Here is a 22,566-nt window from a genome sequence, read left to right on the forward strand (position 1 = left end):
ATACATGGTCCGTTCGGTGTTTCGGGGGCATGCCGTCGGGGGTGGTCGTGGGGGAGCACGGGGTACGGGTCGCGGCGAGCGGGGTGACACGAACGATCGGTGGGCGCACTGTACTTCGGGACACCTCGCTGGTGGCCGAGGCCGGCGAGGTGTCGGCGATCGCAGGGGGCAGCGGATCGGGCAAGACCACGCTCCTGGACACCCTGGCCGGACTCCGGCCGCCCGACGCGGGCGAGGTACGGCACGACGGCGGCCGACCGGACGCGCGCGGTCTGGGGTACGTGCCGCAGGACGACATCCTGCATCGGGCGCTGCCGCTCGCGCACAGCCTGCGCTACGCCGCGGCGCTGCGCGAGCCGGCCGACGAGGGAGTGGACGCCGCCGTCGCGCGGACGCTGGCCGCGCTCGGGCTGACCGCGCGCGCCGACCATCGGGTGGACACGCTCAGCGGCGGCGAACGCAAGCGCGCGAGCATCGCGGTCGAGTTGCTCACCCGGCCCCGAGTGTTGTTCCTGGATGAACCGACCTCCGGCCTCGACCCGGCGGCGGCGGCCGAACTGATGTCCGTGCTGCGCGAGTTGGCCCGGGCGGGTACGACTGTCGTGCTCACCACGCACGCGCCGGCCGATCTGGCCCGCTGCGACCGGGTCGCGTTCCTGGCGCCGGACGGTCGGCTCGCGTACGTGGGCGACCCCAGGGCGATGTGCGCGCACTTCGGCGTCGCGACGGAGGCCGACGTGTACGCGGCGGTGGCCGTTCGGGGGGCGAGCGCCGACGCGGAGCGCGAGCCGGAGCTCGAACTGGAGCCGGAAGTAGGGGCGCTGGAACCGGAGTTGGACCGGCCGTCGGAGCCGGCGCCCGGGTCGGTCGAGCCGGTCGCACGCACGGCGCCCCGGGCCGATCGCGCGCTTCGGCAATGGTCCATCCTGGCCCGCCGCGACCTGGAACTGATCATCCGCGACCGACCGGCCGCCGCGATGCTGATCGGCTCGCCGCTGGTGATCGTGGCGATGTTCGCGATGCTCTTTCGGCCCGGCGCGTTCGACCCGGCCGACCCGAGTCCCTCCGGGGCCGCGATGATCCTGTTCTGGATCGCGTTCGGCGGCTTCTTCTTCGGGCTGACCTACGGCCTGTTGCAAATCTGCGTCGAGTTGCCGATCGTCCGGCGCGAGCGCCTGACGGTGTTGCGGATCGGGCCCTACGTCGCGGCCAAGTGCACCGTCCTGCTGCCCATCCTCGCGCTGGCCGACGTGCTGTTGCTCGCGGTGCTGCGCGCCCTGGACCGGCTGCCCGCCGCGTCCTGGGAGGTGTACGGATCCCTCCTGGTGACCCTGCTGCTCGCGTCGGCGGCGGCGCTCGCGCTCGGGCTGCTGACCTCGGCGGCGGTGACCGAAGTGGGGCAGGCCACGCTGATGTTGCCGCTCCTGTGCTTTCCGCAGGTGCTCTTCTCCGGGGCGTTCGTGCCGGTGCCCCGGATGCCCGCGATCGGACACGCGCTCAGCTACGCGATGACCAACCGGTGGGCGTTCGAGGCGTTGGGCAGCGATCTGGACCTGCCCGGGCGCTGGGCGCACGGCCGGTCCGCGCTCGGCCCGCCGCTGCTCGCATCCTACGGGGACAGCTTCGACCACACGCCGGTGCTCGGCTGGGCCGTACTCGCGGGCTGCGCCGTGTTGTTCCTGGCCTCGACGTGCGCGGTGCTGGCCCGTCGGTGCCCGCGAGCGGGGGCCTGACGGCCGATCGTCGGATCTCGGGGCCGGCGGATCGGCCGACCCGGCAGTCGGTTCAGCAGCGCAGTCTCGGTGCCAACCCCCGGGGGTCGACGGGTCGGTCGCGGTAGGTGCGGGCGACGAAGTCGAGGAAGGCGTCCACGTCGGCGATCGTGGAAGGTAATCCGAGCGAGACCCGCACCGCGCCGCCGGAGGGCAACCCGAGCCGGGTCAGGTAGTCGTCCAGCGTGCCGCCGGAGGCGGCCGTACGCAGCACCGCGCCGCGCAGCGTGCGGCGGGCGATGGAGAACGCCGCCTCACCCGCGCCCGGATTGCAGAAGCAGCCGGTTCGGACACAGATCCCGGCGGCCGCGGTGTCCCGCGCGACGATCCGCTCGTCGACCACCGTCCCGGCGGCGTCCAGGATGTTCAGCGCGACCGTGCCGCCGCGGGCGTCCACCGTACCGGGCCCGTACACCCGGACCATCGGCTCGCCCCGATGATGGCGCAACTCGGCCAGCCCGGACAGGAGATGGGCGGTGAGTCGATCGACCCGATCGTGCACGGCCCGCATGCCCACCTCGTCCACCCAGGCCAGGCCCTGCGCGACGTCGGGGATGGCGAGGAAGTTGAGGGTGCCGTCCTCGTAGGCGGATTCGTCGTCGGCCATGCGATGCCAGCCGCCCTGCGCGCTGACCGCCTCGATGGTGCCGCCCGCGAACCACGGCCGGCGCAGTCGGGCGAGCGCGTCCCGGCGGGCGAGCAGACAGCCCACACCGGTCGGGTAGCCGAACACCTTGTACCAGCTCACCGCGACGAACTCCGGCTGTACCGCGCCGAGATCGAGCACATTGGTGGGTGCGTACGCGGCCGCGTCCAAGAGCACGTCGTAGCCGTGCCGGTGGGCGACGTCGATCCATTCCAGCGGGTGCCGGACCCCGGTGAAGTTGCTTTGCGCGGGAAACGCGAGCAGACCTCGGCGATGGGCCAGCGCGGCGCGCAGCGCGTCGCCGTCCAGGCGCAGGTCCGGGCCGCTCAGGCCGATGTACCGGGTGCGCGCGCCGGCGGCGCGGGCGTACTCGCGAATGCCGTTGACCGAGTTGTGGTTGTCGATCGGCAGCACGAAGCGGCTGCCGCGGCGGAACGGGTACGCCTCGCCGACGAGTCGGCACGCACCGGTGGCGTTCGCGGTGAACACGGCGGCATACCGGTCGGGGTCGGCGTTGAAGTGCTCCAGGATCGCCTGGCGGGTGTGTTCCACCAGCGCGGTGGAGGCGACCGAGGCCGGGTGTTCGGAGTGCGGATTGCCGTAGGTGGCGCCGGACATCCGCGCCGCGTGCGCGCGCCACTGGCGGCGTGCGGCCAACCCCGCGCCGGTGTGGTCGAGGTAGACCAGCCCCGCTTCGTCCAGATACCCGTACTCCTCGCGTCGGATCGCGTCGAAGTCCGGACCGAGCACGTCGGCCACCACCACGGCCCCACCTCCCCGGGTGAGCCGAGTCTCGCGCCGCCCGCGAGGCGGCGTCAACGGGTTCCGTCGGGTGGATCGGCGGTCGCGGCCGGTCGGCCGGATGCCCGTTCTCACCCCTGATGGCTGATCCGCGACAAGCATCCCCTAAGGTGACAAGGTAAGGCTTACCTCAGCGGTCGAGCCTGTCCCAACAGTGCGGGCCGATCGCCGCGTCGTCGTGGTGCCCGGTCCGCGTCCCTCACGCGCCAAGGAACCAGGACCCATGCCGATACCTCGCCGCCGGATCGCCGCCGTCGCCGTGACCCTGTCCGCCGCCCTGCTCACCGGGGCCTGCGGCTCGGACTCCTCGGACGGGAACAAGGGCGGCGGCAAGCCCGCCGTGGCGGCCGGCGGCAAGGAGTTCGGCAGCGCCGGCCAGGTGACCACGGGCCTGGGCACGGACGCGGCACCCGGACAGTACCCGCGTACGATCCGCACCGCGATGGGCGACGTGACGCTCAAGGCGCAGCCCAAGCGGGTCGTCGTGCTGGACACCGGCGAACTCGACAACGTCGCGGCACTGGGTGTCCAGCCGGTGGGCATCGCGTTCACCGACGGATCGCAGGAACTTCCGGCGTACCTGGACGGCAAGGCGGGCAAGCCGGCCAAGGTCGGCACGATCAACAACCTCAACCTCGAGGCGATCGAGAACCTCAAGCCGGACCTGATCCTGGGCAGCAAGCTGCGCGCGGAGCAGCAGTACCCGGTGTTGTCCAAGATCGCGCCCACGGTGTTCTCGGTGCGTCCCGGCTACACCTGGAAGGAGAACTTCCTGCTCAACGCGGCGGCCCTGGACAAGACCGCCGATGCCCAAGCGCAGTTGCACGCCTACCAGGTCCGGGCCAAGGCGCTCGGCGACAAGCTGGGCGCCAACAAGCCGACCATCTCGATGGTGCGCTTCATGCCGGGCAAGATCCGGCTGTACGCGAACAAGTCGCTGATCGGCACCGTGCTCCAGGACGTGGGTCTGCCGCGGCCGGCGAACCAGAACATCGACGACCTGGCCGTGGAACTGTCCGAGGAGCGGATCACCGAAGCGGACGCGGACAGGATCTTCGTCGGCACCTACGGCCCGGCGGACAAGACCGCGCAGGCACGGGTGACCGACAACCCGCTGTGGAAGAAGCTCGGCGCGGTGGAGAAGGGCAAGGCCGTCACGGTCCCCGACGACACCTGGTACCTCGGCCTGGGCGTGGTCGCGGCGAACGCGATCCTGGGCGACCTGGAGAAGAACCTGATCGGCTGAGGTCGATCCGCCCGACCCGGATCGGCCGGCACGACCGGTCGATCCGGGTCAGGCGCCCGTCGGGGGATCGCAGAGACGTCCCAGGGGTTCGCGTGCCGCGTGGGCGAGCAGCGCGGCGACTCCCGCGGCCGGCCCCTCGGCCCGGCGCCAGTGTTCGTCGCGTTCGGTGAGCGCCGCGAACAGACGTTGCCAGGACCGTTCCTCGGTGCCCAGCAGGTCCGCGGTCAGCGCGCTGATCTCGGTGTAGGCCGCGTGGACCGCGACCCGTACCGGCTCGGACGGGTCCACGCGTGCCCGGGCGTCGGCGACATAGCGCAGCACACGATCGGCGTGCCCCACCTCGTGCACCAGATCGTGACCGGTGAGCAACCCCGCCTCGATCAACCGCTCGATCTCGACATGCCACTCGGCGGTGCCGCCTTCGGGCAGCACCCACGCGGCGACGGTACGGGCCACGCGCGGCCCGCGCCGGGCCGCGGCGAACGCCTCGGCGGGGTGCAGGTCGGTGAGCATCGCCAGGACGATCTCGTCGGGCGCGTCCGGTCGGCTCGCGAGCGCGTGCCGGACCCCGGCGGGCCACGGCTCGCGCGCGTGCTCGCGGCCCAGCAGTGCCCAGTCGCGCCGATAGGGCCGGTCCAGGACACGTTCGGCGTCCGCGAGCCGGTCGCACGCGCGCAGCCTCGCCACCAGTCGGGCCGGCGAGGACTCCCGGTCGATCCGCGAGGTCAGCACCGCGACGCCGGCCCCGGCCGAATCACCGGTGTCGGCCAGGGCCTTCGCCGCGACCTTGGCGGCACCGCTGCCCAACAGGCCGCGGTCGATCAGCGCGCGCAGCCGGTGCGGCCCGCCGAAGCGCAACGCGTTGCGCGCCGCGATCAGTTGCTCGAGCAGGGACAACTTCCCGGACATCGCCTCCAGCGCGCGCTCGACGACGTCGGCGTCGGCCGCCTCCACCGTCACCCGCAGCGCGTCCGTCCGATACTTCGAGAACACCCCCGGGGCGAGCAGGCGCCCCCGCAGGGCGGGCGACAGCGGTCGCGTGTCGTCGGCCGCGCGGGCCAGGATCCGACGCCGCTCGGCCGCGTCGCCGGGTCGCCTGGCGTCGCCGTACAGCCGGTCCTCCAGCACCGGATCGCGCCGGTCGAGCAGCCGCCCGCGCACGTGCCGGGTGTGCGGCGAGCGGGCCTCGCCGTCCGCGAGGATCAGCGCGGGGGCGACGTCGGCCAGAGACAGCACGTAGGCGACCAGGTCGTCCGTGACGTGCCGGGTGCGCTCCGCGTCGCGGGCCAGGGCGCTCGGTGACCCGGGTCCGAGCAGCGGGACAAGCGTGCGGAGCACGTGCGCGTCGGCGTAGACGAGCAGGGCCGATCCGGCGCTCGACAGCGTCGCGGGCGCGGCTTCGGGGCGCGGGGCGGGGCCGGCGGCCACCCGGTCGAGCAGTTCGGGCAGCGGCAGGTCGCCGCGCTCCGTGTCCATCGCGGCGACCGCGGCCGACCAGCGGTCGCGATCGTGGCCCAGACGGGCGGCGAGCAGGGCGCGTACGGCCCGGGTGAGCGGTTCGCGGGCGAGTTGGGAGAACTCGCCCGGGCGCGCGGCGCTCAACGCGCGCGCGGGCGTCGTGGCGATCAGGTCGGCCGGTCCGACCAGACCGGCGCGGTATCGCACCGAGGCCGAGGCGGTGTCCCGAAAGCCGATCGGATCACGCCGGGCCAGCCGTTCGCGCGGCAGGTCGGACGGAGCGGCCGCGCACGCCGCGACCAGCCACACCGGGTGGCACAGGTCGGGCACGTCCGCCTCGAGGGTCTCGGCGAACACCGCGAGCACCGCCGGGTCGGTGGGTATCGGCGCGCTCGGCACGATCTCCCGCAGCAGGTGCGCGGCGGCCAGCGCGCAGCCCCGGTCGGGGGTGTTGCGCCGGCCGCGCCTGGTCGGCAGCGTCGGCCCGGCCGGCTCGCGGCCGCGGACGGTCGGCGTGTGGCGCGCGAGGCTGTCCGCGAATTCGGCGATCTCGGCGTCGCTCAGGGCTCGTTGCGCGGCATCCGGTGGCCGGCCTGCCGCCTGCGCGGCGACGGTGATCAGTTCGGCGACGGTGCCCGCGAAGGAGTCGAGCAGCCCGAGGCCGATCACGGTGGCCTCGACGTGGCCCGCCAGGTGGGTGCCGACCAGTTCCGCCAGCCGGGCGCGGACGGGCGCGGCCGCGCCGGGGGCCAGCCTGGGCAGCGCGCGCAGCACCTCGCCGGCCGGCCGGGCGGTGTCCACCAGCAGTACCGGATCCAGCAGTTCGTGCTCGACACAGTCGTTCACCCAGGCCGCGTCGGCGCGACCGAACGCGACGGTGGTCAGCCGGTCGATCGGTTCGCGGTTGAGGTCCTCGGCGGTGGAGCCGCACGAGCGGTTGACCACGGCGAGCCGCAGCAACCGGCCCGGTTCGCCCTCGGCGTGTTCGTGGCGCAGGAGTTCGTCGATCGGCTCGGGCGGGTACGGCGTCCGGCGATGCCCGGCCACCAGGCGCGGCAGATCGTACACGTACGGCTCGTGGACGAGCGTGGCCATCAGCCGGCGGGTGGCGTTGCGTCCTCGCGCGGTGGCGAAGACGCGTGGCAGCGCGTCGGGATCCTCGTACGGAATGCGCAGCGAGCCCAACCTGCCCGGCCCGTCCGGGGCTTCGAGCGCCTCCAGGACGGCGGCGGCCTGGTTCGAGTGGCCCGGCCCGCCGAGCAATCGCACCAGGCGCCGGACCGCCTCGGGCCCGCCGCGCTCCCACACCCGAAGAAACGCGAAGCCGCGCGCGTCGGCGGAGGGGAAGGTGAAGAGCGCGGCGTGCACGAGCTCGGGGTCGCCGCTGACCGCCAGCGGGGTGAGCCGGCGCTGATCCCGGCAGTCCAGCAGTTCGGCACGCAACCGCGGGTCCAACGGCACGAGTTCGGTACGCCCCGGGGTGCGCGGGACCCCGGAGGCGATGCTGCGGCGCAGGGTGAGCGGGGTGTGGTGGTTGCGGTACACGGCCGCGTTCACGAACGGGTCGTCCAGGGCGGTGAGCCGGCCCAGCTCGCGCGGGTCCAGGCAGGCGTTCTGCGCGACCGCCGCGCAGACCCGGGGATCGCGGGTGGCCAGCGCGACGTCGAGGGCGTGCGCGGGCAGCGGCCCCTTGCCCAGCAGGTCGCGCAGCAATTCGTCGCGCAGGAGGGGCAACAGGGTGCGCAGGTCCCCGGGGTCGGCGGCGTAGAGCAGGAATCGGTAGGGCCTGGACAGCGCGGGCGGCACGGTCGATCCGACCTCCGGGATCGATCCGTCGGCGATCTCGGCCAGTAAGTGGGCCAGGGTGCCCCGATGCCGCGACAGGTGCACCCGCAATGTGGCCCAACGACTCGCCGAGCCGCCCAGCCGACGGTGCAGCAGGTCGGTGAGCGGGCGGACGAACGGGAGTTCGGCCAGGGTCGCGACGGCGGTTCGGGCGGGGGTGACGGTGTCCAGGACGAGGGCGGCGTGCCGCTCGTCGGTGCGTCCGGCGGCGCCGGCCGAGGCGGCGATCCGGGCCACCTCGGGATGGCCCGGATGCTGTGCGGCGGCTTCGAGCAGGGCGGCCGAGGGGCGGGCGATCCGGGCCACCGCGGCCGGGTGGGCTCGATAGAGCTCCACGAGCAGGGCGTCCGGGCAGTCCGCGCGCGCGACCAGCGCCGCCGCGGCGGCCTCGGGCAGCGGCTCGGCGCGTTGGGCGTCCAGCAGCCGGCTCCAGTGCGGATCGCGGCGCCAGGTGGGTTCCGGCTCGCCGGCGCGCAGGCCGGCGATCAGGCCGTCGGCGCCCTCGGCGGCGGCCACCGCGGCCTCGAGTTCGTCGGTCCGGCCGCTCTCCAGCGCGCGGGTGGCGACGGCGGCCACGTCGAGCACGGGCGGGGGATGGCCGCCGGCCGCCGGGCCGGTGGGCGAGGCAGTGAAGTCCACCTCCGCGAGCAGCCCGGCCAGTCGTGGCGGATCGGCGAACAGGCCCAACAGGCCCCGTAGTTGCTCCGCGGTGGTGAGCCGCGTGGCGCAGGCGCGCAGCGCGTGCTCGATCAGTGCCGGGATCTCGGACACCACGGCTGCGCCGATGAAGTGCGGGTGGTCCGGCGGGTCTTCGGCGCACGCGCGGATCTCCTCCCACAACACGCCGAGCGCGTGCGGATCCGGATGTCGGCCCGGGGCGAGCACCTCGCGGCGCATCCACGGCAGGGCGGTGGCGTGCCGGTACACCAACCGATCCACGACCGGGTCCGGCCGCTCCAGCAGCGCGGCGAGATCGCCGGTGCCCGCCTCCGGGTTGCGCGCCACCGCGCGCCGAACCAGCACGTCGGGATCGCGAACTGCCTTGACCCGTGCGGCGATCGGCAGCGAAGCGTCGGCCAGGTAGGCGGGGTCGCCCTCACCGAGCCGGTGGCGCAGCCGACCCGCGTCCCCGGGTTCGCCGCTCGCCACCGCGAGTCCGAGCAGCACCTCGGCGGCCGGGTCGTACCGGCGCGCGGCTCCATGCGTCACTGTTCGCTTTCCCCTCGTCGGGCCGACCTGTTCGCCGTCGCCCCTCGTCCCGGGCGGTGTCACGAGGACCACCCCACCACAGCACACCGACGGTTGGCCGCCCCGGGACAAACGCTAGGGGGCGATAGGGGTGCGACGCGAGCGCCGGTCCCGGCGGTCGTGGATCGGTACCGGCCCGGTCGCCTCGTCCTCTTCGCCGGCGACGACCGGGAGCCTCCCGCCGCGGGCGAACCGCCCGGGGCTGGTGCCCAGGACGCGCTTGAAGTGCCGGTTCAGGTGCGACTGGTCGTAGAAGCCGGCGGTCACCGCGACGGTGTGCGGCGGCATTCCGTCGAGCAGGAGCCCGCGGGCGAGATCGACCCGACGTCCGGTCAGGTATTGGTGTGGCCCGATGCCGAACTCCCGGCCGAAGGCCCGCACCAGGTGGGTCGGGTGGGCGTACAACAAGCGGGCGGCCTCCGCGAGGGTGACGCCCTCGACGAATCGATCGTCCAGCAGGTCGCGCAGCCGCCGGGCCAGACCCGGATCACGCACGGCGGGCGGCGCGTCGACCCGACCCACCAGGTGTCCGCGCAGCCGTTCGGCGATGAACGCGAGCCTGCTCTCGGCCTCCAATTCCTCGCCCGGCCGCAGCAGCGAGGTGTGCAGTCGGTGTACCCGCCGGCTCAGCGCGAGGTCTGCGAGCACCGGGTGGTCCACGGCCGGGCCGATCAGCTCGTCGGCCACATGCGAGGAGTCCAGATACAGCACCCGCTTGCGGAACCCGGTCGGCGTGGCCGCGCTCCCGTTGTGCGGGACGTGCGGCGGCAGCAGGCTCACGGTGCTGCGCAGGGCGCCGTGCTCGTGCCGGTCCAGGTCGTACCTGACCATGCCGTCGTCGACGATCAGCAGCGTCCACGCGGCGTGCGTGTGCATCGGATAGGCGTGATCGGTCATGTGCGCGTGCAGGACCTCGCGCACCCCGGCCACCGCCGGCCGCCACGCCACGATCTCCGCGCCGGCAACCATGTCAGGATCGTACAAGACGGCCCCCGACCGGCCCGGACACGATGCCAGGCATGGAAACCGAGCACGAACCCGTTCGTTTCGACACCAGGATCGCCGTGCTGTTGCGCGCCGACCTGGCCCAGTGGCAGCGACTGAACGTCACCGCGTTCCTGGTCAGCGGCCTCGGCACGCGGATCCCGGAGGTGATCGGCGAGCCCTACGCGGACGCCGACGACACCGCCTACCTGCCGATGTTCCGGCAGCCGGTGATGGTCTTCGAGGGCACCAAGGAGGTGTTGACGGCGGCACACACCCGGGCGGTGGGTCGCGAACTGCCCGTCACGGTGTTCACCTCGGATCTCTTCGCCACCGGCAACGACCGGGACAACCGTGCCGCGGTCCGAGCCGTCCGGCGGGCGGATCTGGACCTGGTCGGAATGGCGGTGTACGGCCCGCGCAACGCGGTCGACAAGGTTCTCAAGGGCGCCCGGATGCATCCCTAGCGGATCGGCCGGGAGCGGAGCCGGATGTTCGCGCGGTGGGGCGTAGTGGCGGTGGCGGTGGGCAGTAGCCCCGGGTCGGGAAGCACAACCGATGATCCGACCGGTCGCGACGAGCGCGACCACCGCGCCGGTCGCGAGTGTCGCAACGGTCCGACGGTCGCTACGAGGAGGGTGGATGTGGTGAGCAACCCGCCGAAAGGTCGATCCGTGCCCGAAGAACCCGGTCCCGATGCCGATGCCGACTTCGACTCCTTTGTGGCGGCGCTCGACTACCCGATGTTCATCGTCACGGCGGCCCGGCCGGACACCGGCGAGCGCTCCGGATGCCTGGTCGGCTTCGCCACCCAGTGCGGTATCGACCCGCGGCGGTTCCTGGTCTGCGTGTCCGCCGCGAACCACACCCATGCCGTCGTCGCCGCGGCCGGCGTCATCGCGGTGCACGCGCCCGATTCACGGCAACACCCGCTCGCGGCCCTGTTCGGGGAGGAGACCGGTGATCGCACGGACAAGTTCGAGCACTGTGCGTGGACCGAGGGTCCGTTCGGCGTACCGCTCCTGAACGACTGTCCCCGGCGCTTCGTGGGTCGTGTCCTGGAGGCGATCGATCTGGGCGACCACACCGGCTTCGTCGTGGCGCCCGTCCGGGCTCCGGACCATCCGGCCCCGACCCGGCCCGACCTGCTGACCTTCTCCGACGTCCGGGACTTGGACGCGGGCCATCCCAGGGGCTGATCCGCCGCGGAACCGGGGAAACGAAACGAGGGGAGGGGGTTCGCCGCCCCCGTGGCGGCGAACCCCCTCCCCTGTGACAACCCCATCGTGCTTCGACGCCCGTTCCGCCACCCCGTGTCGGCGGTTCCGCCCCACCCGTGCTCGCTGCCCGCAGTCCACATCCTGGCGGAGCCCGCCAGGACGAACCATCCGTAGGGCTACTCGGCCGCGAAGCTGAGTACCGAACGTTCGTCCTGAGTACCGGCACGCCGGTTCAGGATCCGGCGAGGGCCTCGCGCCACACCGGGCTGTCCACGTAGTGGTTGTCGAACCGCTCCGAGGTCGCGCGCAGTTCGGCGACGTCGGCCTCGCCGCGGTAGACCCGCTCCAGGAGTCGGTAGTAGTCGAAGCGGTCCATCCCGGGGGTGAACACGACCAGCATCTTCGCCTCGGTGTCCGGGGCCGGTGCGAACGCGTGCGGTGTGCGGGCCGGCACCAGCAGGAAGTCGCCGGTCTCCAGGGTGACGATCTCCTCGCCGAGCAGGATGCGCATGGTGCCCTCGAGGACGTGGAACATCTCGTCGGCCCTGGTGTGGAAGTGGGCCGGCGCGCCGGGGGAACCCTTGTCGAAGGTGGCCAGGTTGGCGGTCGTCCCGGGGGTGTCGGCCAGCAACGTGATCAGGCTGGTGGGACCGTCCTGGACGACCTCCGCCTCCTGGGTGCGGACCAGGATCGAGGCGGGGACGGCGGCGTTCGAGGCGTGTGTGGACATGGTGGCTCCCGGCGTGGCTGGTTGGGTCGATCGAGGAGAACGGCCGGCCGGTCGGTGTGCGTCGAGTGACGTGTGCTTCGGCGCCCGGCCCCGCTGTTCGTTGTTACCAAACTATGGCGTGGTTCGACCCGTCGAATGGTTCACTTCAGCCACGAAACGATGGGTCAATTTCATCTCTCGCGAGCGTGCGTCCCTCGGGAGAGTCCACCCCTGGCGAGCGTGAAGTCGCGCCGACGAGGCAAGGGGTTTCGCCGCCCCGTGACGGCGAAACCCCTCCTCGCGCGCGTCCGACCGCGATGACGGTCCGACGGCGCTCCCCGCGGTCGGATCCCGGCGGCCCGGATGGCGAACAACCTCGGCGGCGGATCGCGGACGCGCCTGCCGGACCCGCCCGGCACGGCCCCGGTCGCGCGATCGCTCACTTGCCGTCGATCTTCTCCGCCAGTGCGGCGAGCAGGTCGCGGAGCAACCCGATGGTGTCCTCGTCGGTCAGGTTGCCCGCGTCGTCGAAGCGCTCGTGCGAGCGGAACGCGATCAACTCGGGCCGCACCACCACGTCGGTGTGCGTCCAGACGAACACCTGACGCAGCGCGAGCTGCGCGCGTACCGAGCCGAAGTTGGTGGGCGCCGCGCCCATGATCGCGGCGGGCTTGTGCAGCAGCGGCAGACCCTCGGTCCGGGACCAGTCGGTGCTCACCCAGTCGATCGCGTTCTTCAGCACGCCGGGGATCGAGTAGTTGAACTCGGGCGTGGCGATCAGCAGACCGTCCGCCTCGGTGATCCGCCGGCGCAACTCGGCGACGGCGGCGGGGCGGTCGTTCGCGTTGTCCTGGTCCAGGTCGTAGGGCGGGATCTCGCGCAGGCCCTCGTAGATCTCGATGTCCATGCCGCCCGGCGCGAACTTCTGCGCGGCACGCAACAACCGCGTGTTGTGCGACGCGGCGCGCAGGCTGCCGGATATCGCCAGGATCTTGACGTCACTCATCGCGAGAGCGCTCCTTCGTGGGTCTTCGATGGTCGGATCGGGGCGCCGTGCGAGGGTCGGACGGGCGCCGCACACCACCGGTGCGGTTCGGACCGCGACGGTACGACCGGCGACCGGGCCGGTCGGCGGTGCTCCCGTTCCCGGGTATGGAAGAAACGTATGTCCCGGACACCCCCGACATGGGTGGCCCGACATGCCACAGAGGGGACCGATCGCGCCGGCGCCGTCGGGATCGATGGTCGTCGTCGTGCGGTGTCGCTCGCGGTCGAACGCCGGCCCGGCCGGTGCCGACCGGGCTCCGCTCAGCGGGCCGCGGTCTGCGCCAGTTCCTCGAACTCGACGCGGATCGCCTCGGCCAACCGATCGGCCGTCACGCCGTGGGTGCGATCGGCGGTGACGCAGACGGTGAAGGCGTCCCCGAGCCCGGTGAAGCCGAAGACCACGCCCTGCGCGCCCATCAGCGGTGGGGCCACGACCAGTTCGATCGCCGGTCGGCCGAGCAGGATCAGCGGTGCGTCCGGGCCGGGGATGTTGGTGCAACTCGTGTTCGCGTAGCCCGCCGACATCGTGACCAGCCCGGCGAACCAGCCGACCCGAAGCGGCAGCCGGGCGCTCACCTCGATCGCCGCCCGCGCGATGGCGGCCTGCCCGGTGGCCTTGGCGCGCGTGGTCGCCGCGTGCACCCGGGCCAGTCGCACGCCCGGATCCCGTTCGGCGAGCGGCAGCGGGACCCGGAAGAAGGACACCACGTTGCCGATCCGTGCCGCCTCGCCCGTCGCGCGTAGGTTCACCGGTACCAGCGCGGCGACGCGTCGCGGCAGCGCGGGACCCGCCGGTGCGACCGCGCGCAGCGCCCCGGCGACCGCCGCCAGGTACACGTCGTTGACGGTCGGCCGCCCACCGCCCCGGGTCGCGCGCCGGGCGGCCCGTACCGTCTCCGGGGACACCGTCACCCAGGTCACGTGGCGACCCGCGCCGATCCGGCCGTTGAACGGCAGCCGGGAATTCCGGCGGAGTACGCCGCCGGCCGTCGCCGCGAGCCCGCGTGCGGATGCCCGGCTCGGCGGTACCCGACGCACCGCCGGGCCGGGCCCCGCCGGTTCCGCCGCGGCGTCGGTCCCGGGTCCGGCGCCCATCAGGCGCTCCAGCAGCCGGATCACCGTGACCCCGTCGGCCACCGCGTGATGCATCCGCAACAGCACGGCGAACCCGTCGTGCTCGTGCCCGGACAGCAGGTACATCCGCCATGTGGCGCGAGTGGGCGGGATGCCCTCGGCGAGCAATTGCCCGACGCGCTCGCGCAGCGCGTTCGGGCCGGGCACGACCGGCGCGGCGACCACGTACCGGTCCGGTTCGAAGTCCTCGGAGACGAACCAACGCGGTCGTCCGCGCCGGCGCCCCGGTACGACCGCGCCCGCGCGCAACCGCAGCCGCGGCACGGACCCCCAGCGGTCCCGGACCAGCTCGCGCAGATCGCGCACTTTCGGCGCGGCACCGCGTAAGCGCACCAGGGCGAAGAACCAGGGGTCTCCGGAGTTCCCGAACCACTCGTGCACGACGAACGGCAGGTCGCCCGGCGCCGGATGGGTCGTACGCGGCGGGGTTCGTGGCACGTTCCGAGCCTCCGAGCTGGGTCACGGGCGGGGCCGCCGGCGTCCGGTGACCGGCGTCGAGGCGAGCCGTCGGCCCGGCGAGGAGCGGGCCGTTGCCCATTGTGACGCAGAACACGTGCATCCTCCGCACCCCCCGGCTGCGTATGGATCAGGGACGGAGGCGGCAGGAAAGGAGGTCGGGATGGGCCCACAGGGTCGCGAAGGGTTCACCGAGTTCGCCCGGACCTCGGCGCACCGCCTGTGTCAGACGGCGTATCTGCTGTGCGGTGACTGGCATCTCGCCGAGGACCTCACCCAGATCGCCTTGGAGAAGCTGTACCTGGCCTGGCGTCGGATAGAACACACCGACCAACCGCACGCGTACGCGAAACGTGTGCTCTTGAACGCCTACCTGGATCGCCGACGCCGCCGGAGCTCGACCGAGGTTCCCGGCATCGACGCGCAGGCCCTGGAGCGCCGACCCGACGAGGCGGCCGACGTCGATCTCCCGGACGTTCGGCTCACGCTGATCGACGCACTGATGCGGCTGTCACCGCGTGATCGGGCGGTGGTGGTCCTGCGCTACTGGGAGGACCACAGCGTGGAGGTGGTCGCCGAGATGCTCGGCATGTCCGCCTCCGCGGTCAAGAGCGCGGGCCCGCGCGCACTGGCCCGACTGCGCGGCACGCTCGCGGTCAATCCGCTGGTCGGTTGAGTCGGCCGGCGGGGCCCGAGGGCGGCCGTCGCACACGTCCGCGGACGACCCGCGTCCGGGACGCGCGCGGCAGCCGTCCGTCGAGGACACGCACGGAAGTCATGCACACCGAAGACACGCACCGAAGACACGCACCCCGGTCATGCACCCGGGTCACGCACCGAAGACACACGCGAGACACGCACCCGAGACACGTATCGCGGAACAGGTATCGACGACATGCGTCTGCATCGAAGGCACCCGATGGAGCCGACCGATGAACGATGACCGATCAGCAGAGGAGGTGACCATGACACCGGACAAGGCAGCACCCATACCCGGCGCCACACCCGGCACCTCGCTCGGCGCCGATCTCGAACCCGACCTCGCCGGGGGCCTCGAACCCGACCTCGAACCGGGCTTCGACCCCGATCTGGAACGTGCCTTTCGCCGGCAGCTCCACGACGAACTGGCCCACCAGGGCAACCGCCCGATGGCCGACGTGGTGGCCCGCGCGGCCTCCCGGGGCCGACGGCGCGTGCTGATGCGCGCCGGCGCCGGCATCGTGGCCTCGATGGCCGCGGTGGTGGCGATCGGAGGGGCCGCCGCGGTCGCCCTGGACCGGGGCGGCCCGAAGTCCGAGCGCACGGCCGTACCGGCGTCGCCGGCCGCCCCCCGGCCGAGCCCGTCGCCCGACGGCCGGGTGGACGCCGTTCGCCAGGCGATCGCCCGCGATCTCGGCGACGTACTCACCGCCTTGGTGCCGGGCGGGACGGGATCGACGGTCCGGACCGGGTACGTCCCGGAAACCGGGGTCTCGGCCGAGATGACCATGAACGAGGGCAACGGACCGACCGGGGTGGTGTCCGTGTCACTGCGACCCGGCACGCTGCCGGAGTGCCGATCCGACGGCCCGACCCCGGCCGAGCGCACGGACGAACACGGAATCACGCATTCCATCAAATGCCTGCAACCGGAGCGCAACGGCACGTGGATGGCCTCGGAGAGCCTGCGCACCCCGGACGGCGTCTTCCGGGGGCAAGCGGTGCTGTTGCCGATCGGCCCGACCGTGCTGCGACTGCTCTGGGCCAACGGGCCGCTGGACGGTACGCGCACGGAGGCCGTCAAGGGCAGGATGCCGCTGGCCGACGACCAGGGTGCGGCGATGGCCCGGAACGCGGCCTGGGAACCGGTCGCCCGGCGGCTCCTGGACGCCGGCACGGGTACCGGGTGAGCGGGCGCGGCACCGGACGTCGTGCCAAGCCGCGTCGCGCCGCCCGAAACCGTGGCCGCGCCCGGGCCCACGCCCGGAGCCACTCGGGTCCACGTCCGCGCGGCGTGCGACGGGTGTTGTTCGGGGTGGGCGCGGTGGCCGCCGTACTGTTCCTGCTCACCGCGCTGCCCGGGTTCTCCGGTGGCGGTGGTGCGTCGACCGTCGACGTCGGCGCCACCCCGGCGCCGGTGCCGAGTGGTGGGCCGGCGGCGGTCCCGGCGCCGGAGCAGCCGTCGGCCCAGCGGGACCTGCCGGTGCGGGCGTCCGCGTCACCGGACCCCCTCGCTGGGGCCGGCCTGCGCTTTCCGCTGGAGTCGACGCTGCGGCTCGGCGGAAGGTTCGTCACCGAGCCGGGCAAGAACTCCGGCCCGGCCGGGGCGAAGCGGGTCGACTATCGGGTGGAGATCGAGGAGGGCCTCGCGCTGGACCATGCGCTGTTCGTCGCGATCGTTCAGCAGACCCTCAATGATCCGCGCGGTTGGGCGCGGGACGGGAGGGTGTTCGACCGTACCGACGGCGCGGACGTGTCGTTCGTGGTGCGCCTGTCCAGTCCGGGCACCCTGCACCGGATCTGTTCGCCGATCGTCGGCGACACCAGCGTGTCCAATGTGTCGTGCAACGCGACCGGCACGCCGTGGGTGATGATCAACGGCTGGCGCTGGGCCCAGGGTTCGACCGCGTACGGCGACGACATCCTCGGCTATCGGCAGATGCTGATCAATCACGAGGTCGGGCACCGCCTGGGGCACCAGCACAACACCCGATGCGGGCCGGGCGGCCTGGCGCCGGTGATGATGCAGCAGACCAAGAGCCGCGAGGCGGACAACGGCAAGCTGTGCGTCGCGAATCCGTGGCCCTACCCGGCCGCCGCTGCCTGAGTCCTGCCGGCCGGTCGGCGTATCCACCCGGTTGTCGGCGGTCCCGGGCCTCCCGGGATCGCCGATGGCCGGCCGGCGTCCGGCTCCTCGACGGCCGAGGCGCCGGCGGCGCGTCCACGGCACCTACGCCTTCCGCCTGGTCGGCCCGCTCAGCCGAGACCGCCTGCACCTCCCCGACCACACCCACCGCCTGCTCGCGATGGCCGCCGCCGTCCTCCTGATCGCCCTGACCACCACCGGCACCCTCACCGAGACGCAGGACTTCGCCGGCTGGTCCCGCCCGGCCGGCGTCCTGGTCGCGGGCATCCTGGCGATCCGCCGCGCGCCGTTCCCGGTGGTGGTGCTCGCGGCGATCGCCGGCACCGCACTGCTGCGCCTGGCGGGCGTGTCCTGATCCACGAAGGCCCCTCGGACGGGCCTAGCATGATCCACATGCGCATTGTCATCGCGGGTGGACACGGTCGAATCGGTCTGCGGCTGGGGGCGTTGCTCGCCGAGCGCGGCGACGAGGCGGCGGGGCTCATCCGCAACCCGGCGCAACAATCCGACCTGGTCGAACGCGGCATCCGACCCATCGTCTGCGATCTCGAGACGGCCACCGTGGCGGCGGTCGCCGGGCACCTGACCGGCGCCGATGCCGTGGTGTTCGCGGCGGGGGCGGGGCCCGGCAGCGGGATCGCCCGCAAGGACAGCGTGGATCGAGGCGCGGCGACCCTGTGTGCGGACGCGGCCGAACAGGCGGGCGTGCGGCGGTTCGTGGTCGTGTCGGCGATGGGCGCGGACCGCGAACCGCCGGCCGGCACGGACGAGGTATTCGCGGCCTACCTGCGCGCCAAGGGCGCGGCGGACGCGGACGTGCGGTCCCGCGCGAATCTGGACTGGACGATCCTGCGCCCGGGACGTCTCACCGACGACCCGGGCACCGGCCTGGTCACCCTCGCCGAGCACACCGACCGCGGCGCGGTCACCCGCGACGACGTCGCCGCGGTCCTGGCGGCACTCCTGGACGAACCGGCCACAGCCGGCCGCACGTTGGACCTGGTCGAGGGCCCGACCCCGATCCCGGAAGCGATCGCCGCGCTCGTCCGGGGCTGAACCCCGGGCTCCACCCCATCGCCCCACCGACCCGCGCATCCGGGCCTCCGTCCAGCCCGCGCGCCACCGCTGCGCATCGCTGCGCGGCGCAACTCCCCACCCCCAGGCGTTCTTTCGTCCGGCCCACCCGGCCCGCCGCGTTCGCCACGCCCCGGCTCCCGTGGGCGGTCGAATCCCGGGCCTCGCCCCCAACCGCCCGTCGACCCGGGCGTTCGGCTCCTCGCTCAGCCCGCGCCAGTTGCCGCGGCAACCCCCAACTCCCCGCTCCCATAAGCTCCTTCGCTCGGACCACCCGCCCCCGTCGCCTTCGCCCGCCCCGGACCGTCCGCCCCCGCCGGCTCGCCGCGCGCGTGGTGCGGTCGGGTTGTGAAAGATGGGGAATTGGCCCACCGCACGGGGCGATTTGTCGCATCATGAAGGTGAGGGCGGACCGGGAGGTTCCGCGCCGTCGTTTCGGGGGGGATGCGATGGAGGCTTGGCCACCGCCTGCGCGAAGGCGAACCGGAGGCGTCGATGGACGGGTTCGCCGTCGCCCCTGGTACGCCGCGCTGGTCGCCGTGTTCACCGCGTGTGCGCTGCTGCTCGGTGCCGCGTCCGGTTGTGCGGACGCGAAGGTGTCGAAGGTGGTCGGGGTCGTGGCGGGCGACCTGGGCGCCGATCCGTTCTTCTCGGTCAACTTCGGGCTGGACGCGCTCGGTCTGCGTCCCAAGGTGTCCGCCGCCAAGCTGTCCGGCGACACCCCCGGTCTGTTCGGCGGCTCCAACAAGGCGCGGATCTGCGACAAGGAGCAGTTGATCCAATTCCTCGGCCTGGCCGCCAACCTGGTGCCCGCGACCCGGTGGATGAAGGTGCTCAAGGTCGCCGGCACACCCGCCATCCGCGCGTTCGTGACGCGGCTCACCCCGGTCGTGCTGCGCACCGACACCCTCGTGCGCAATCACACGCTCAAGAACGGGGCGCTGGTGGCCTTCGACGCGATCCTCCAAGCCGGTACCGCGGTGCTGATCGACGAGCTCGGGCAGCCGGTGGTCAAGTGCAACTGCGGGAATCCGTTGGCCGGGCCGGAGAAGGACGCCGCCCACGTACGTCTCGATACCGCCGACGCCTCCTGGAAGCGGACCGGATCCAAGCCCACGACGGTGAAGAAGGCCAAGCAGCCGGTGAAGACGTTCGTGATCACCGACCCGACCCGGCCGGACCTCGCCGTCGCCCGACCGCCCGGCAGCGCCGGGGACCGGGACGCGCCCACCGCGACCCCGCCGCCGCTGCCCGAGCGAGGCAAGAAGGCGACTCCGAGCGGGTCCACGGGCAGTGCCGGCGTCACCGGCCCGAGCGCGAGCGCGTCGTCGACCTCCACCTCGACCTCCACGGCGACCTCGACCGGCACCCGCCGGCCATCCACGTCGGCAGGCACCGGTGGCAAGTCCGCCAAGCCCGCCAGTCCGGCCGCCGCGTCGGTGGTCCCCGCGCTCCGCTGACGGCAGGGGTGGGCCGACACGCTCCCGTCGGCCCACCCCCGCGCCGCGGATCCCGGACCCGGCCGACGTGCGGGGCGGCACGTCGGCCGGGCCGAGGCCGATCAAGTGGCAGTCCGCTCTGTTCGGCGGCGGGCGCGTTCAGCCGGGCGCGCATGTACGCGTGATCCTTGCGCCGGTTAGCGCCCACTCCCTCGAAGACCCGCGGACTGGTCACGAACGCGATGCCCAGGCCCGCCATCAGTCGCCGCCGGTCCGCGAACGGGACGCCGATCACCCTGCAATGCAGCGCGGCGGAGAACGGATCCGCGTAGCCCGCGCGCAGGTCGGCCGCCGGGCCCTCGGCGATCAGGGCGTCGAGCAGCAGATCGGCCTGATCCGGCCGAAGGCCGGACCGTCGCGTCCGACACGTTCCGTGCCCACGTCGGTGCCGGGCGGCGGTCGCCTCCCGTCGGGAAACGTCCGCCGCCGTCCGGCTCGCGGGTCCGGGTCCGGGTCGGGGCCGGGGCCGGTGTCAGTGCTTGAGGCCGCCCATCAGCGAGGACACCGTGGCGTCGAGGGCCGCGTCGGCGCCGTCGGTCGCCGGCGGCGTGTGGTGCGGGGTGTTCAGGGCGATGTCCGTACCGGGTGCGGCGTTCGCGACCGGCGCGGCGAGCGCGGCGGCCCCCGCGGTCAGCAGAATGCCGGCCAGAATGCGTCGAGTGTGCGTCATACCCTGCTCAACGCGGAGACCGCCCCCGGGCTACGCCCTGTCACCCGCCCGGACCCGTACGCCGGGCCCGACCGGCACGGCCCGCTCGTCGGCCCGGTACACGAAGCGCCCGCCTCCGTACGCGATCAAAAAGGCTTGGACAGCCACCGGGCGTGGGTTGTTAGCCTGACCCCCATGTCTACGCCCCGACTGTCCTAGCAAGAGGACCCGCTTACACGTCACCCGTGTGTCCTCTTGCCATCTCGGAGCGTAATTCCATGATCACCCTTCGCGGTGTCGACGTACGCGTCGGCGCCCGCCTGCTGCTGTCCGACGTCAACTTCCACATCGCCCCCGGCGACCGGATCGGCCTGGTCGGCCGCAATGGCGCGGGCAAGACCACCCTGCTGGACACCGTGGCCGGCAGGGTCCGGCCGGCCGCCGGAACCGTCACCCGTACCGGCTCGCTCGGCCACCTGCCCCAGGACTCCCGCGCGGCCGACCGGACGGTCACCGTCACCGACCGGATCCGATCCGCACGCGGCCTGGACCGGGCGGACCGCGCGTTGCGGGCGGCCGAGACCGCGCCGGCCGACGCGGTCGGCCCGGCCGCGTTGGAGCGGGCGATGCGCGCCTACGTTCGGGCCGAGGCGGAATTCCAGGCGCGCGGCGGGTACGCGGGCGAGGCCGAGGCGGCCCGGGTCGCGGCCGGCCTCGGCCTGCCGGAACGGGTGTTGGACCAACCCGTCGGCACGCTCTCCGGCGGCCAACGGCGCCGCGTCGAACTGGCCCGCATCCTGTTCGCCGACCACGGCACGCTGCTCCTGGACGAGCCGACCAACCACCTCGACGCCGACTCGATCGACTGGCTGCGTGGCTTTCTGCTCGCCCACCGGGGCGGTCTGGTGCTGATCAGCCACGACACTTCGTTGCTTGCCGCCACCGTCAACCGGGTCTTCCACCTCGACCCGCAGCGCGCCGCACTCGATGTGCACAACACCGGGTGGTCCGGCCATCTCGCGCAGCGCGCCGCGGACGAACGCCGGCGGACCCGCGAGCGGGCCAACGCCGAACGCAAGGCCGCGTCCCTGCACGCCCAGGCGGACCGGATGCGCGCCAACGTCGCGACCGCGGTGGCCGCGCGCAACATGGCCCGCCGCGCGGACCGGATGTTGGCCGACCTGGAACCGGCCCGGCACGCCGACCGGCATGCCCGCATCCGGCTGCCCGAACCGGCCCCCTGCGGGCGCATTCCGCTGGGCGCGATCAGCCTGACCAAGTCCTACGGCGACCACCGCGTGTTGACCGGCGTCGACCTGGCCGTCGACCGAGGCAGCCGGCTGGTCGTACTCGGCCTCAACGGTGCCGGCAAGACCACCCTGCTGCGCGTCCTCGCCGGGCACGAGACGCCGGACGGGGGGCGCGTGGTGGCCGGCACCGGGCTGCGCCTGGGCTACTTCGCCCAGGAACACGACACCCTGGACCTCTCCCGTTCGGTCCGCGACAACCTGGCAGCGGCGGCCCCGCACCTGAGCGACGGTGAAGTACGGCAGGTGCTGGGCGGGTTCCTGTTCACCGGGGACGACGCGGACAAGCGGGCCGAGGTGCTCTCCGGCGGCGAGAAGACCCGGCTCGCGTTGGCCGGCCTGGTCCACTCGGGCGCCAACGTGCTGCTGCTCGACGAGCCCACCAACAACCTCGACCCGGCCTCCAGGGACGAGGTGCTCGCGGCGGTCGGCACCTATCCCGGCGCGATCGTGATGGTCACCCACGACCGGGGCGCGATCGAGGCGCTGCGCCCGGATCGGGTGCTGCTGCTCCCGGACGCCGCCGAGGACCTGTGGAGCACGGACTACCTGGACCTGGTCGCGCTCGCCTGACCCACCGGCGGCCGTCCGCGGACGGGCCCGACCCAGCCGGGCCCGTCCGCCGT

At 73.2% G+C, this 22,566-nt stretch carries 18 protein-coding genes; 11 read left to right on the forward strand and 7 right to left on the reverse strand.

Translation table 11 applies throughout. The features are described 5' to 3' along the window. Nucleotides 1–83 precede the first annotated feature (83 nt). Nucleotides 84–1,733, forward strand: coding sequence for an ATP-binding cassette domain-containing protein (locus ACIRL2_RS15585; protein ID WP_402232474.1), 1,650 nt, complete (start codon nt 84–86; stop codon nt 1,731–1,733). Nucleotides 1,734–1,785: 52 nt separating this feature from the next. Here ACIRL2_RS15585 and ACIRL2_RS15590 read toward each other — a convergent pair whose 3' ends face one another. Continuing rightward, complete coding sequence (locus tag ACIRL2_RS15590; RefSeq protein ID WP_395859184.1) at nt 1,786–3,183, reverse strand: aminotransferase class V-fold PLP-dependent enzyme; 1,398 nt, start codon at nt 3,181–3,183, stop codon at nt 1,786–1,788. A 259-nt stretch (nt 3,184–3,442) separates the two neighbouring features. Here ACIRL2_RS15590 and ACIRL2_RS15595 point away from each other — a divergent pair, with 259 nt between their 5' ends. Continuing rightward, a complete protein-coding gene (locus ACIRL2_RS15595; protein WP_395859185.1) occupies nt 3,443–4,465 on the forward strand; it encodes an ABC transporter substrate-binding protein in 1,023 nt (340 codons plus the stop codon). Nucleotides 4,466–4,513: 48 nt separating this feature from the next. On the opposite strand, the gene ACIRL2_RS15600 is transcribed toward ACIRL2_RS15595, so the two are convergent. Both ACIRL2_RS15600 and ACIRL2_RS15605 read right to left on the reverse strand, forming a co-directional pair. Beyond that, on the reverse strand, nt 4,514–8,977 hold the full coding sequence (locus tag ACIRL2_RS15600) for a hypothetical protein (protein ID WP_402232477.1): 4,464 nt from the start codon (nt 8,975–8,977) through the stop codon (nt 4,514–4,516). 114 nt (nt 8,978–9,091) lie between these two features. Beyond that, nucleotides 9,092–9,985, reverse strand: a complete 894-nt coding sequence (locus ACIRL2_RS15605) for an AraC family transcriptional regulator (protein WP_402232478.1) — start codon at nt 9,983–9,985, stop codon at nt 9,092–9,094. 50 nt (nt 9,986–10,035) lie between these two features. Between ACIRL2_RS15605 and ACIRL2_RS15610 the strand changes: the two genes are divergently transcribed. After that, entirely contained in the window at nt 10,036–10,467 is a 432-nt protein-coding gene (locus ACIRL2_RS15610) for a DUF2000 family protein (RefSeq protein ID WP_395859188.1), read from the forward strand. Between the two features lie 207 nt (nt 10,468–10,674). Continuing rightward, nucleotides 10,675–11,199 carry a flavin reductase family protein gene (locus ACIRL2_RS15615; RefSeq protein WP_402232481.1) on the forward strand — a complete coding sequence of 175 codons (525 nt, stop codon included), beginning with the start codon at nt 10,675–10,677 and terminating at the stop codon, nt 11,197–11,199. Between the two features lie 253 nt (nt 11,200–11,452). Here the strand turns inward: ACIRL2_RS15615 and ACIRL2_RS15620 are convergent, their stop codons facing one another. The 3 genes from ACIRL2_RS15620 to ACIRL2_RS15630 form a co-directional block, all read right to left on the reverse strand. Beyond that, nucleotides 11,453–11,950, reverse strand: coding sequence for a cupin domain-containing protein (locus ACIRL2_RS15620; RefSeq protein ID WP_395859190.1), 498 nt, complete (start codon nt 11,948–11,950; stop codon nt 11,453–11,455). Nucleotides 11,951–12,368: 418 nt separating this feature from the next. Beyond that, complete coding sequence (locus ACIRL2_RS15625) at nt 12,369–12,935, reverse strand: NADPH-dependent FMN reductase (RefSeq protein ID WP_395859191.1); 567 nt, start codon at nt 12,933–12,935, stop codon at nt 12,369–12,371. Nucleotides 12,936–13,237: 302 nt separating this feature from the next. Then, nucleotides 13,238–14,548 carry a WS/DGAT domain-containing protein gene (locus tag ACIRL2_RS15630; protein ID WP_402232483.1) on the reverse strand — a complete coding sequence of 437 codons (1,311 nt, stop codon included), beginning with the start codon at nt 14,546–14,548 and terminating at the stop codon, nt 13,238–13,240. A gap of 181 nt (nt 14,549–14,729) precedes the next feature. Here ACIRL2_RS15630 and ACIRL2_RS15635 point away from each other — a divergent pair, with 181 nt between their 5' ends. From ACIRL2_RS15635 to ACIRL2_RS15660, 6 genes are all read left to right on the forward strand, one after another. Beyond that, complete coding sequence (locus ACIRL2_RS15635; RefSeq protein WP_402232485.1) at nt 14,730–15,242, forward strand: SigE family RNA polymerase sigma factor; 513 nt, start codon at nt 14,730–14,732, stop codon at nt 15,240–15,242. Between the two features lie 289 nt (nt 15,243–15,531). Further along, nucleotides 15,532–16,455, forward strand: a complete 924-nt coding sequence (locus ACIRL2_RS15640; protein WP_402232487.1) for a hypothetical protein — start codon at nt 15,532–15,534, stop codon at nt 16,453–16,455. Between the two features lie 134 nt (nt 16,456–16,589). Then, a complete protein-coding gene (locus ACIRL2_RS15645) occupies nt 16,590–17,372 on the forward strand; it encodes a DUF3152 domain-containing protein (protein WP_395859195.1) in 783 nt (260 codons plus the stop codon). A 64-nt stretch (nt 17,373–17,436) separates the two neighbouring features. Further along, the gene (locus ACIRL2_RS15650) at nt 17,437–17,766 is read left to right on the forward strand and encodes an AzlD domain-containing protein (RefSeq protein WP_402232489.1); all 330 of its coding nucleotides are present in this window, start codon (nt 17,437–17,439) and stop codon (nt 17,764–17,766) included. Between the two features lie 38 nt (nt 17,767–17,804). After that, nucleotides 17,805–18,467 carry an SDR family oxidoreductase gene (locus tag ACIRL2_RS15655; RefSeq protein WP_395859198.1) on the forward strand — a complete coding sequence of 221 codons (663 nt, stop codon included), beginning with the start codon at nt 17,805–17,807 and terminating at the stop codon, nt 18,465–18,467. Nucleotides 18,468–19,024: 557 nt separating this feature from the next. Next, nucleotides 19,025–19,945, forward strand: coding sequence for a DUF6777 domain-containing protein (locus ACIRL2_RS15660; protein WP_395859199.1), 921 nt, complete (start codon nt 19,025–19,027; stop codon nt 19,943–19,945). 511 nt (nt 19,946–20,456) lie between these two features. Here the strand turns inward: ACIRL2_RS15660 and ACIRL2_RS15665 are convergent. Continuing rightward, nucleotides 20,457–20,654 (reverse strand): hypothetical protein, encoded by a 198-nt coding sequence (locus ACIRL2_RS15665; protein ID WP_395859200.1) that lies wholly within the window; start codon nt 20,652–20,654, stop codon nt 20,457–20,459. A 257-nt stretch (nt 20,655–20,911) separates the two neighbouring features. Between ACIRL2_RS15665 and ACIRL2_RS15670 the strand changes: the two genes are divergently transcribed. Further along, a complete protein-coding gene (locus ACIRL2_RS15670; RefSeq protein WP_395859201.1) occupies nt 20,912–22,513 on the forward strand; it encodes an ABC-F family ATP-binding cassette domain-containing protein in 1,602 nt (533 codons plus the stop codon). The last annotated feature ends 53 nt before the right edge of the window (nt 22,514–22,566 follow it).

This window comes from Embleya sp. NPDC127516 (assembly GCF_044765325.1).
GTDB lineage: Bacteria > Actinomycetota > Actinomycetes > Streptomycetales > Streptomycetaceae > Embleya.

Excerpts from the sequence above, each read along its gene's own strand:
- ACIRL2_RS15625 (WP_395859191.1), bottom strand. The coding sequence starts at position 12,935 with ATGAGTGACGTCAAGATCCTGGCGATATCCGGCAGCCTGCGCGCCGCG.
- ACIRL2_RS15605 (WP_402232478.1), bottom strand. The coding sequence starts at position 9,985 with ATGGTTGCCGGCGCGGAGATCGTGGCGTGGCGGCCGGCGGTGGCCGGG.
- ACIRL2_RS15595 (WP_395859185.1), top strand. The coding sequence starts at position 3,443 with ATGCCGATACCTCGCCGCCGGATCGCCGCCGTCGCCGTGACCCTGTCC.
- ACIRL2_RS15670 (WP_395859201.1), top strand. The coding sequence starts at position 20,912 with ATGATCACCCTTCGCGGTGTCGACGTACGCGTCGGCGCCCGCCTGCTG.
- ACIRL2_RS15620 (WP_395859190.1), bottom strand. The coding sequence starts at position 11,950 with ATGTCCACACACGCCTCGAACGCCGCCGTCCCCGCCTCGATCCTGGTC.
- ACIRL2_RS15665 (WP_395859200.1), bottom strand. The coding sequence starts at position 20,654 with ATGACGCACACTCGACGCATTCTGGCCGGCATTCTGCTGACCGCGGGG.
- ACIRL2_RS15650 (WP_402232489.1), top strand. The coding sequence starts at position 17,437 with ATGGCCGGCCGGCGTCCGGCTCCTCGACGGCCGAGGCGCCGGCGGCGC.
- ACIRL2_RS15610 (WP_395859188.1), top strand. The coding sequence starts at position 10,036 with ATGGAAACCGAGCACGAACCCGTTCGTTTCGACACCAGGATCGCCGTG.
- ACIRL2_RS15655 (WP_395859198.1), top strand. The coding sequence starts at position 17,805 with ATGCGCATTGTCATCGCGGGTGGACACGGTCGAATCGGTCTGCGGCTG.
- ACIRL2_RS15635 (WP_402232485.1), top strand. The coding sequence starts at position 14,730 with ATGGGCCCACAGGGTCGCGAAGGGTTCACCGAGTTCGCCCGGACCTCG.
- ACIRL2_RS15640 (WP_402232487.1), top strand. The coding sequence starts at position 15,532 with ATGACACCGGACAAGGCAGCACCCATACCCGGCGCCACACCCGGCACC.